The organism is Pseudomonas sp. ESBL9 (assembly GCF_036668715.1).
Classification (GTDB): Bacteria; Pseudomonadota; Gammaproteobacteria; order Pseudomonadales; family Pseudomonadaceae; genus Aquipseudomonas; species Aquipseudomonas lundensis.
Genome location: NZ_JAZEVV010000003.1, coordinates 494,644 through 506,872, shown reverse-complemented (window position 1 = coordinate 506,872; position 12,229 = coordinate 494,644). Strand labels below are relative to the sequence as shown.

Here is a 12,229-nt window from a genome sequence, read left to right as displayed (position 1 = left end):
GTGGCCGTGTTGTATTCGATTGAATATTGGAATGTTTATGTCCCGTTTTACTGCTGCCTCCCGTTTGCCTCACCCCCAGACGGTGTTCCCCTTCGCCCTGAGCGCGCTGTGCTGCGCGTTGTTCGCCCCGCTGGCTCTGGCCGCCGATCCCGTGGATGAGCACGCCGGACACGTGCGTGAACTCAGCCCGACGGTGGTGACTGCCGTGGCGCCCAGTTCCCCGCTGACCATCGTCACCAACCCGAAAGACCCGCGTCAGCCCGTGCCCGCCAGCGACGGCGGCGACTACCTGAAAACCATCCCCGGCTTTGCCCTGATCCGCAACGGCGGTACCAACGGCGATCCGGTCTTGCGCGGCATGTTCGGATCACGCCTGAACATCCTCACCAACGGCGGCATGATGCTCGGCGCCTGCCCTGGCCGCATGGACGCCCCGACGTCCTACATTTCGCCGGAAACCTACGATCAACTCACCGTGATCAAAGGCCCGCAGACCGTGCTCTGGGGGCCGGGCGCCTCGGCGGGCACCATCCTGTTTGATCGCGCGCCGGAGCACTTCGGTGAGCTGGGCACGCGGGTAAACGCCAGTGTGCTGGCGGGTTCCAATGGCCGTTTCGACAAAACCATCGACGCCGCTGCCGGGGGCCCGCTGGGTTATGTGCGGGTGATCGGCAACACCGCGCATTCCGACGATTACAAAGACGGCAATGGCGACACGGTGCCGTCACGTTATGACAAATGGAACGGCGACATCGCCCTCGGATGGACCCCGGATGCCGATACGCTGCTGGAGCTCACTGCGGGCAAGGGCGACGGCGAAGCCCGTTCGGCCGGGCGCGGGATGGACGGCAGCCAGTACAAGCGCGAAAGCCTGGGCCTGCGCTTTGAAAAGTCCAACATCGGTGAGGTACTCGACAAGGTCGAAGCGCAGGTTTACTACAACTACGCCGACCACGTGATGGACAACTACACCCTGCGCACCCCGTCCGGCACCGGCATGATGGCCGGGCCCATGGCCTCCAATGTCGATCGCCGCACCCTGGGCGCACGCATTAAGGCCACCTGGCGCTGGGCCGACTATCAATTGATCAGCGGCATCGACGCTCAGACCAACGAACACCGCAAACGCATGGGAATGGGCATCGACACCTACAAGGACCAGAACTGGAGCAAGGATGCCGACTTCCACAACTACGGGGCCTTTGGCGAACTGACCTGGTACGCCGCTGAGCGCGACCGCGTCATAACCGGTGCCCGCCTTGACCGTGCGTCCGCCAAGGACTTCCGCGCGCGGCTCGGCTCGGGAATGATGAGCAAACCCAACCCGACACTCGATAAAACCCGCGCCGACACACTGCCCAGCGGCTTTGTGCGCTATGAACACGACCTCGCTGACAGCCCGACCACCGTCTACGCCGGTCTGGGCCACGCCCAGCGATTCCCGGATTACTGGGAACTGTTTTCACCGTCATCCGGCCCCGCAGGCTCGGTGAATGCATTCGACGCGATCAAACCCGAGAAGACCACCCAGCTCGACATGGGCCTGCAATACAAAACCGAACGCCTCGAAGCCTGGGCCTCGGTCTACGCCGGTGAGATTCGCGACTACATCCTGTTCGATTACGCCAAAGGGTCGTCCCAAGCACAGAACGTCAACGCCCGGGTCATGGGCGGCGAACTGGGGGCTGCGTATCAGTTGACCGCCCGCTGGAAAGCCGACGCCACCCTGGCGTATGCCTGGGGCAAAAACACCACGGATGGCAAGGCCCTGCCGCAAATGCCGCCGCTCGATACCCGCCTCGGCCTGACCTACAGCGAAGACGACTGGAGCGCCGGTGCCTTGTGGCGCGTGGTGGCCCGGCAGGACCGCATCGATCGCAATGCCGGTAACGTGGTGGGCAAGGATTACGACAAAAGCGCAGGCTTTGGCGTGTTCTCGCTCAACGGCGCCTACCGCCTCAGCAAAAACCTGAAAGTCAGCGCCGGGGTCGACAACCTGCTGGATAAAAACTACAGCGAACACCTGAACATGGCCGGCAACGCAGGTTACGGCTACCCGGCAAGCGACCCGACGCCGATCAACGAGCCCGGCCGCACGCTGTGGACAAAAATTGACGTGAGCTTCTAAGCACCACGTTGCTCCTCACTCCGGTCCTGTGCTGCAGGCAAGGGCCGGGGTGATGCCTGAAAACAATTGCTGACCTTGCGGAGCCGCTCACATGAGCCAACCAACCCCCTCTTTTTACAACCTGGCCTGGCGGTGGCATTTCTACGCCGGGCTGTTTGTTGCCCCGTTCATGATCCTGCTGGCCCTGACCGGCATCATTTACCTGTTCAAGCCCCAGCTCGATCCGTTGCTCTACGACCACCTGATCAACGTCAGCCCCGGTCATCACAGCCTCAGCGCCGACGAACAACTCACCCGCGTCCAGGCCACTTATCCACAGGGGCATATCAGCCAGTACCTGCCCCCGATCAACCCGCAGCGCAGCAGTCAGTTCATCATCCATAACGGCGGGCGCGAGCTGAACGTATTTATCAACCCCTACAACGGCGAGGTGCTGGGCGAGCAGGATGCCAAGCTCAACCTGCAAGCCGTGGCGCGAGCGCTGCATGGCGAGTTGATGATCGGCACGCTGGGCGATCGCCTGGTCGAACTGGCCGCGGGCTGGGGCGTGGTGCTGGTGATTTCCGGGCTTTACCTGTGGTGGCCGCGCGGGCAATCGGCGGCAGGCGTGCTGTGGCCACGCTTGACCCGTCGCGGACGTGTGCTGTGGCGCGATCTGCACGCCGTCACCGGTTTCTGGGGCGCTGCATTGCTGCTGTTTATGTTGATCAGCGGCATGACCTGGACCGGTTTCTGGGGCAAGCAATACGCCGACTTGTGGAATCAGTTCCCGGCGGCCATGTGGAACAACGTCCCCAAATCCGACCTGGAAGCGCGCAGCCTCAACACCGCAGCCCGTCAAACCGTGCCCTGGGCAATGGAGAACACCCCGATGCCCGTCTCGGGCGCCCATGCCGAACACATGGGCCACGGCGCCCAGGCAAGTGGCCCGGCCGCGCCGACCATCACCCTGCAACAGGTGGTCGACACCGCCACCCGGCGCAACGTCGAACCCGGTTACAGCATCACCTTGCCGACCACCGCCGAAGGCGTCTTTACCGTCGCCATCTTCGCTGACGATCCGCGTAACGATGCCACCCTGCATGTCGATCAATACACCGGCCAAGTGCTGGCCGACGTGCGCTGGCAGCATTACAGCAACGTCGCCCGCGCCACTGAAATGGGCGTGATGCTGCACGAAGGAAAACTCTTCGGCTCACTGAACCAGATCGCCATCCTGCTGGTGTGCCTGATGATTCTGCTCAGTTCGGTGAGCGGCCTGGTGATCTGGTGGAAACGTCGCCCACAAGGCCGCCTGGGCGTACCGCCGCTGCGCCATGCGCTGCCAACCTGGAAAACCGGCGTGCTGATCATGCTGGGGCTGGCGGTGCTGTTCCCGCTGGTGGGCGTGTCTTTGATTGCCGTCTGGGTGCTTGACCGGTTGTTATTGCTGATGCGCGCTAAACCACAACGTGAGCAGCACTCATGACCAACGTGAATAGTTCGAGAGCCGCGCACTAGAGACTCGGGGATAATGGCGCGCTGACACCAGCACCCACTAAGGCGGTTATGTGTAACCGCTTTAGTGACGCTTCATCACCCGCCGCCAGGAGGCAGCGGGTATACCTTTAAAAAAGCGACTCACTGCCCCGATGAATAAGTACCTGTTCTCCAGCCTTTGCCTGCTGGCCGTCCCCCCTGCGCAAGCGGACGACACTGCACCGTCCTTGATGCTGCCTGCCGCGACCATCACGGCCCCTGAAGCCGATGACTCCCACATCGACCTCAAGACCGCCACGTCTACCGGTTCGCGCCTAAACCTCAACAGTCTGCAAACTCCGGCCAGTGTCGAAAACCTGACCGGCGCGCAGATCCGGGCGCGTGGCGATCGCAGCGTTCAGGACGCCGTGACCCGCACCACCGGCATCAGCAACACCGGCACACCGGGTAACGGCGGCTCTGCGTACTCGGCCCGCGGTTTCGTCGGCGAAGGCTCGGTCATGCAGCTGTATGACGGCGTGCGCCTGTACAGCGGCGCAGGCACCGTGACCTTCCCGGTTGACGATTGGTCGGTGGAACGCATCGACGTCCTGCGCGGCCCGGCGTCCGTGCTGTATGGCGAAGGCGCGACAGGCGCGGTGATCAACGTGACCCCGAAAAAACCGTTCAATGGCGACATCGAAAACCACGTGCGCATCGGCTACGGGTCCTATGACACCCGACAACAAGCGCTGGACAGCGGCGGCTCACTGACCGACACCCTGAGCTACCGGTTGAACATCAACCACACCCAAAGCAACGGCTGGATCGACCATGGCGATTCAGAAAACACCTTCATCAGCGCCGCCCTGCGCTGGCAGGCCACGGATGACCTGGCCTTCACGCTGAGCCACGACTACGGCGACCAGCAACCGCAAAACGACTTTGGCGTGCCGTTGATCAACGGCCGTTACCACAAGGGTCTGCGCGACAAAAACTACAACGTGCGCGACGCCAAACTGCACTACAACGATCAGTGGACGCGCCTGAACACCGAATGGCAGATCAGCGACACCCTGAGCGCCAGCAACGAACTGTATTACTTGAAAGCCCAGCGGCGCTGGCAGAACGCCGAAAACCATGCGTGGGACCAGGCCAGCCAAAGCCTGTTGCGTAGCGGGTTTTTCAGCATCAAGCACGATCAGGAACAACTCGGTGACCGTCAGACCTTCACCCTCAATCACGACCTGTTCGGCCTCAACAGCAAAACCCTGGTGGGCATGGACTACAACCGCATCCACTTCAGCCTGCACAGCAATGCGCCGTATGACGATGTCGCCCCCAACGGCCAACCTGTCGATCTGTACCACCCGAACCGTGGCCAGTTCGAGAGTGCTTCGCCGTACCGCGATCAATTCACCAGCACAACGCAGCAGGTTTCACTGTTCGCCGAAAACCGCACTGAGCTGACCGACCAACTGTCGCTGGTCACCGGCGTGCGCCGCGACATCGTGCACCTGGATCGCGATGATTTCGCCGAAAACGGCGACACCACCCGCAGCGACCGTGGCCTGTCCGCCAATAGCTGGAAAGTCGGCCTGGTCTATGAACTGACCCCGGACATGTCGCTCTACGCCCAGCAGGCCACCAGCGTGGATGGCGTCGGCGGGTTGATCAGCCTGAGCCAGAGCCAGCAAGACTACGGTCTGGCCCGTGCGCGTCAGATCGAGGTCGGTTTCAAGCAGATGTTCTGGGACCAGCGGGGCGAATGGACGCTGGCGGCGTATCACATTGTCAAAAAGGATTTGCTGACCACTGACCCCACGAACGTCACTCGCACCCTGCAAGTGGGCGAGCAATCGTCAAATGGTCTGGAAGCCAGCCTCGACCTGCAACTGCCGAATCGCTGGGCGCTGCAAGCCAACGCCTCGATCGTGCGGGCGCAATACGACACGTTCAACGAAGACGGCGTGTCGCGCAAAGGCAACCGCCCCACCGACGTCCCCCGTCGCACCGCCAACCTGTGGGTGAGCAAAGTCATCACCGACGACGTGAACGCAGGCGCCGGAGTGCGCTATGTCGATGCGCGTTACGCCGACACAGCCAACAGCGTCGAACTGCCGAGCTACACCGTGGTAGACGCCACGGTGAGCTGGCACGCCCTGCCGAAGACCACCCTGGGCGTGCGGTTGAACAATTTGTTTAATCGCCAGTACGCCGTAACCCAATACAATGGCGGCCAGCAATGGATCATGGGCGAGCCGCGCTCGTTCTTTGTGACGGCCGATTACGCCTTTTAACGTTTGACCTGGACCCTTATGCCGCGCCTCACCCTCACGCAACTCGCCTGGTCCCCCCTGGGGCACGGTCATTGTCATCACCAGTTCCACCTGCGTGACGCCAACCTGCACGTGGCCGCCGGTGAGTTCGTGGGGTTGATCGGGCCCAATGGCAGCGGCAAAACCAGCCTGCTGCGGTGCGCCTACCGCTTCAGCAAGCCCGAGGCCGGCACCGTTCACCTTGGGCAACACAACCTCTGGCAACAATCGCCCCGCTGGAGCGCGCAACGCATCGCCGTGGTGTTGCAAGAATTCCCCGATGCCTTTGGCCTGACTGTCGATGAAGTGGTCGCCATGGGCCGCACCCCGCACAAAGGGTTGTTTGACGGCGACACTGTCAGCGACCGCCAGTTGGCGCAAAACGCCCTCGCGTCCGTGGGCTTGCAGGGCTTTGAAGACCACGCGTTTGCCACCCTGTCGGGCGGTGAAAAACAGCGCGTGATTCTGGCCCGCGCCCTGACCCAGCAACCGGACCTGCTGATCCTCGACGAGCCGACTAATCACCTCGACCCGCGCTATCAACTGCAACTGCTGCAATTGGTTAAACGCCTGAACATCGGCACCCTCGCCAGCATCCATGACCTGAACCTCGCCGCCGCTTTTTGCGACCGCCTGTATGTGATCGACCACGGCAAAATCGTTGCCAGCGGCACGCCTCGCGAGGTGCTGACCGTCACCCTGCTGCGCGAGGTGTTTGGCGTCGACGCCCTGATCGATGAACATCCGCTGGCCGGCTACCCGCGCATCACCTGGATAACCCAACCATGAACCTGATCCGCCTCGTTCTCTGCGTTTACGCTGCGTTCGGCACCCAACTGGCCCAGGCCGACGCCACCCGCTACCCGCTGACAATCCAAAGCTGCAACCGTGACGTGACCTTCAATGAAGCCCCCAAGCATGCCGTCAGTCATGACATCAACATGACGCACATGATGCTGGCCCTCGGCCTGAAGCCGCACATGACTGGTTACAGCGGCATCAGCGGCTGGAAGGCCGTCACCCCGCAAATGAAGGTGATCCTCGACGGCCTGCCCGAACTGGCGAGCAAGTACCCGTCCGTGGAAACCTTGCTCAATGCCAATGTGGATTTCTTCTTCGCGGGCTGGGACTACGGCATGCGTGTGGGCGGCGACCTGACTCCCCAGACCCTGACACCGCTGGGCATCAATGTGTACGAGCTGACCGAGTCTTGCGCGTTTGTCATGAAGCGCCCTCCCGCCAGCATGGAAGACACCTACAACGACCTGCGCAACCTCGGCAAAATCTTCGACGTGCAGGACCGTGCCAACGCGCTGATCGCCCACATGCAGCAAGAAATTTCTGAGGTTCAAAAGGCCCTTCCCGCCTCAAAACCGCGGGTATTCCTGTATGACAGCGGTGAAGACCGCGCCATGACCAGCGGCCGTCTGGGCATCCCGCACGCGCTGATTGAAGCGGCAGGCGGTAACGACATCCTCAGCGACATCGACGCCAGCTGGACGCGCATCAACTGGGAAACCGTGGTCGAGCGTAATCCCGAGGTGATCGTGATCGTCGACTACAGCGAAGTGACGGCCGAACAGAAACAGCGCTTCCTGGAAACCCACCCCGCGCTGCAATCGGTGGACGCAATCCGTCACAAACGCTTCATCGTCATCCCCTACGTGCAGGCCACGCCGGGTATAGACAACGTGCTGGCCATCCAGACCCTGGCCAAAGGCTTTCATCCGCAATGATGGCGCGTCGCTACGCGCTATTGCTGTTGGGGCTGGGTGCTGTGCTGCTGGTTTCGTGCGTCGTCTCGCTCGGGTTCGGCCCGGCGCGGGTGCCCGTGGACGTGGTGTGGCACATCGTGCTGCACAAGCTGTTCGGGATTGGCGGGGTGAACTGGAGCGCCGGGCAGGAACACATCGTGTGGCTGATACGTGTGCCACGCATGCTGCTCGGTGCGCTGGTCGGGGCCGGGCTGGCCTTGATCGGCGCGGTGCTGCAAGCCGTGACCCGCAACCCGCTGGCGGACCCGCACCTGCTGGGCGTCACCAGCGGCGCCACCTTGGGCGCCGTGATCGTGGTGCTGCACGTGGGCGAGATCATCGGTTTACTGACCCTGCCCATCGCGGCCTTTATTGGCGCGTTGCTGAGCATGCTGCTGGTATTGGTCATCGCCAGCCGTCAGGGCCGACTGGACAGTGACCGCCTGCTGTTATGCGGCGTGGCGGTGTCGTTTGTGATGATGGCCGTGGCCAACACCTTGCTGTTTTTGGGCGACCACCGCGCCAGTTCCGCCGTGCTGTTCTGGATGCTCGGCGGCCTGGGGCTGGCCCGCTGGGAACTGCTGGCCATCCCCAGCGCCAGCGTGTTGCTGGGACTGATATTGCTGCTGGGCATGGCCCGCCCGTTGAATGCCTTGATGGCCGGCGAACAAACCGCTGTCACCCTCGGCCTGAATGCACGCAACGTACGGTTGCGGGTGTTTCTGATCGCCTCGTTGATGACCGGCGTGCTGGTGGCCATCAGCGGTTCGATTGGTTTTGTCGGTTTGATGATCCCGCACATTGCCCGCCGTCTGGTGGGCGCTGAACACCGCCGTTTGCTGCCTGTTTCGGCATTGCTGGGCAGTGTATTTCTGGTGTGGGTCGACGTGGCGGCACGCACCTTGATCGCCCCCGAAGACTTGCCCATCGGGGTAGCCACGGCGGCGATTGGCGGGTTGTTTTTTATGGGTCTGATGCGCAAACGCTAAAGCTCATCATGCCAGGGCGCTGACGGCTTATCCTCACCGTTCATGGGCACCAGTTGCACCTTGCGTGGATCGTCCCATTCAAGCTGCGTTTGAACGGGGGGGCTTACGATCGTATAGGTATTCACTACGGCGCCCTTATAAGGCCAGGTCTGACTGGCCACCACCACGCTCAGTTCTCCGGTATTGAGCACGTTGGTCAGTAACGCGTCAGGTTTGAGCATGGCAGGAGGCTGTCCGTTGTAACGCCGGGTGGTGCGATCAGGTTGATAGTTTTCGACAAAATAGCCTTCATACGTGAGGTTGGCCCCACTGATAGGCTGGCAAAGCCGCTGTGTGGCCACGGTGGTTCCCCGCTTGTATTTCAGCAGGGCGCCATCATTGGTCGAATGGTAGATCTCCTCAAAACTGTTATCACTGTCGTATGTTTTCAACAGGCTGGTGGCGTAGCAAATATCCACCGGCCAGAACATGTTGTTCAGCAAATTGTTTTCAAGCGTGTTGTAGTCCCCCTTTAACGAGTAAACACGGGAAAACACCAAGTACTTGCGTGAGTACCCGGCAGGGAAAACCGGTACCGGGTGCAACTGGCCGGCCACATGTTTGTGCGTGAGCAACAGGGTTTCTGGTGCATTGGCCACCTCCCCGCCCGAGTGGGGTTCTACGGCGACATACGTGCTGTATTCGGACTTACCCAAAATGGCAGCGACCACGTTTAACTGATTGGGGTGCGGGATGTGCGCATGCACATAACGGGCGGCATCATCGGGATGAGTGAAAACAGGGCTTAAGGGGAATCGTCGCGTGTGTGCGGCAGGCGTGGCAGGTGCTGTTTTGGAAGGCACCCAACTGGCTGTGACGAGTCCCGGTGTCCACCGCGCGTTGTTGATCAGCACCTCAAGCTGACCCTCCATGGCGACCTGACGCACGTATTCAGTTGCATGTAACTGGCCGTTGAGCAACTGCACCATTAATGGATTGCCCTGTTTAAATAAACCCGATGCCAGCTGTGCCCCCAGATTGGCCGACACATAGCTGAGCAAAGCTCCTTCATTGGTCGATACGTACAACGGCACATCACCGATGAACGCATCAGGAAGTTGCTTGACGCTATTGACCAGTGCCAGAGCATCGGCCAGATCAGCAGGCGTCACAAAATCCAATAGCGTGTTGAGGTTGCGTACCTTTTCCACTAACCAGGGTGACGAGAAAAATGTTGCGGGAGCCCCCAAGTAGGCCGCATAAAATTTGAAGTCAGCAGGCAGCGTAATGTCGAGTCCGGAAGGATCACGGGGGAACACCCGTTGAATCACAAGGCTTTCACCTTCCACCGGCAACGTCGCCACAAACTCGTTACTGTGAGTGCATTTCAAAATAAAGCCGTACTGGCGCTTATGGCGCGCGCCCATGTTCTGATGGGCATAGCGCGCCGCATCTTGCGCCTGCGAGAACACAGGACTCAAGGCAGGCAGCAGGGTTTTTAGTTGAACCTGCGTCGGCGCGGCCTCGGGCTTCCAGTCTGTCGTGACCTTGCCGGGGCTACCCCACAAAGGACTGCCTTGCACAACAAACAGATCACCCGTTCGTACGATTTGCGCCACATAGTCGCTTGGTTTGAGCGCGTTGCTGCGTATCTTGAGCTGCAACGTGTTGTGACGCACGTGCTGCGGGTGCGCAACCGGTGGCGCCACCCGAGCAATGAATTTCTTTTCACGCTCGGAACCACTGGGCACGTATTTGATCAACGCGCCATCGGGCGTAGACAGGAAGCGCACCGCGGCCCAATCCCGGTCCTTGATGGCGGTATACACCTCATGGGGCTCAAACATATTGGCATACAGCTGCTGCTCGACACCCGGCGGGGACAACATCGACGCTTGCGCCCGATGGGACTGGTAGGTCGCGACAACACTGCCACCCGTTGGGGTCAGGTCCAGACGCTCACCGGGTATGACGCCGTCAGGATCAAAGGTTTCATTGCGACCCGCCAGTGGCTCGGTCGCCACAAAGCGCTTATCGAGGCGTTGAAAAATAAGGCCACCAAAGATGCGATCAACTTTCGGCGATTGTTTAATTTTGCCGTGAACATAACGGGCCGCATCGTCAAGGGTCACAAAAGAAGGGCTCAGGGCTCTACGTTGTAAACGCGCGTAGGGCGTCCAGTGTGCTTTGACCTCACCCGGCAGCCCCCACAGATCGCTGTGGTACAACACCTTCAACGTGCCCATTTGAGCCAGTCCACGGATATACGCCGTCGGGGTCACATGCTCCTCAAGCACATCACGTGTGATTTCCAGGCCGCCGCCATCTGCCATGCTCAGTACACGCGTATAAGGCACTTCGGCCAGGTTGCTGGAAGGTTGATACTCCAGCAACGCACCGTCACGCACGGTGATGTAGAGGGGAAAAGGCGGTACGGCCCGGTCAAAACGCAACACCAGAGACATTCGAATGGCCTGAGCCATCGCATCGGGATCGATGAAGTGCTTGTACACCTGGCGCTGCTCCGCCGGCACCTGATCAGGGTCGTGATACAGGCTGTCGCAGCCGTACAACGCCACAACATCCAGATCATTCGGGATCACAATGGCGCCTGCGGCATTGACCTTGAACACACCGCCGGGGGCAAACGGGGTGTCACTGCCCAACACCGGTTCGCTCGCAATGTAGTGCTCTTTGTTGCGATATTTCAGGATGAAGCCATATTGCTGGTCCGGCTGCTGGTACTGGCGCAGTCGGGTGAATTTCACGGCGTCCAGCAAGGTTGAAAAGGCCGGACTGAAGGCAGGTTGCTGCACCCGCTTGCCCGACGCCTGGACCATTGCCGTTGAATCATAGAGCTTGAAATCAGCGCCGATCCTTCCGACTTTCCACCCCCAGATCTCATTGGTTTGAATAACGCTGAGTTCGCCAACCGCTGCCAGCTCAAGCACGTAACTGAGCAACTGTTTGGTTCTGACAACCCCCTTCTGGTAGCTCTGCACCAAAACCGCCTCTTGCTCAGAGCCGCTGGGCACATATTTGATCAGCGAGCCATTGAGCCCTGATAAATAGCCAACGCTCGCAAACCCGCGCATGCCCACCGTGAACACCACATCGGGCGGTGACCAAAAATTCATCGAGGTCTGCACAGACTCTTTTGACCAGGACGGAAAGTACCGTTTTATCTCATCGAAACTGTTCGGATGGGAATGATAAAAGGCATGACAGATGTAACCGGGAGGGTGCAAAAAGTTATTCTCCGCATCTGTCGACAATACAAGCTCATGCTCGAACATCCGGCTCTGGCCCTTGACCGGCAAGGTTGCCAAAAACTGCCCGTCGGGCCGCTGCAAGATGACCCCTCCATACTCACCCTCACGTCGATCTCCAATCATTTCATGGGCGTACCGGGCAGCATCATCGGCGTAGGCAAACGCCGGACTTAAGGCGGGCAGCGGAACCGTTCTTGCGAACGTTTCCCGCTCCACACGCTCGTGGATAAATTGGCTCACTTTCACTCTCCTGATTCAAATAATGAAGCGCAACCCAGTCGCGCCTTACCATCATCGAGAGTGGTGTGTGTGCAGGGTCATATTTAATTAC

Annotated in this window: 7 protein-coding genes; 6 read left to right on the top strand and 1 reads right to left on the bottom strand. The window is 60.3% G+C overall.

The window, feature by feature from the left end:
* Positions 1-37 precede the first annotated feature (37 nt).
* The 6 genes from V6F78_RS11875 (at position 38) to V6F78_RS11850 (ending at position 8,647) form a co-directional block, all read left to right on the top strand.
* Complete coding sequence (locus V6F78_RS11875; protein WP_332727303.1) at positions 38-2,128, top strand: TonB-dependent copper receptor; 2,091 nt, start codon at positions 38-40, stop codon at positions 2,126-2,128.
* A gap of 91 nt (positions 2,129-2,219) precedes the next feature.
* Positions 2,220-3,596 carry a PepSY-associated TM helix domain-containing protein gene (locus tag V6F78_RS11870; RefSeq protein WP_332727301.1) on the top strand — a complete coding sequence of 459 codons (1,377 nt, stop codon included), beginning with the start codon at positions 2,220-2,222 and terminating at the stop codon, positions 3,594-3,596.
* A 163-nt stretch (positions 3,597-3,759) separates the two neighbouring features.
* Positions 3,760-5,886, top strand: a complete 2,127-nt coding sequence (locus V6F78_RS11865; protein ID WP_332727299.1) for a TonB-dependent receptor — start codon at positions 3,760-3,762, stop codon at positions 5,884-5,886.
* An 18-nt stretch (positions 5,887-5,904) separates the two neighbouring features.
* Complete coding sequence (locus V6F78_RS11860) at positions 5,905-6,693, top strand: ABC transporter ATP-binding protein (protein WP_047291864.1); 789 nt, start codon at positions 5,905-5,907, stop codon at positions 6,691-6,693.
* On the top strand, positions 6,690-7,640 hold the full coding sequence (locus V6F78_RS11855; protein ID WP_169840160.1) for an ABC transporter substrate-binding protein: 951 nt from the start codon (positions 6,690-6,692) through the stop codon (positions 7,638-7,640). Before V6F78_RS11860 ends, V6F78_RS11855 begins: the two co-directional genes overlap by 4 nt.
* Positions 7,637-8,647 carry a FecCD family ABC transporter permease gene (locus V6F78_RS11850; RefSeq protein ID WP_332727297.1) on the top strand — a complete coding sequence of 337 codons (1,011 nt, stop codon included), beginning with the start codon at positions 7,637-7,639 and terminating at the stop codon, positions 8,645-8,647. Before V6F78_RS11855 ends, V6F78_RS11850 begins: the two co-directional genes overlap by 4 nt.
* Here the strand turns inward: V6F78_RS11850 and V6F78_RS11845 are convergent.
* Positions 8,644-12,021: a DUF4329 domain-containing protein gene (locus V6F78_RS11845; protein ID WP_332727368.1), complete on the bottom strand. Its 3,378-nt coding sequence runs from the start codon at positions 12,019-12,021 to the stop codon at positions 8,644-8,646. The two genes, V6F78_RS11850 and V6F78_RS11845, sit on opposite strands and share 4 nt — an antisense overlap.
* Between the last annotated feature and the right edge of the window lie 208 nt (positions 12,022-12,229).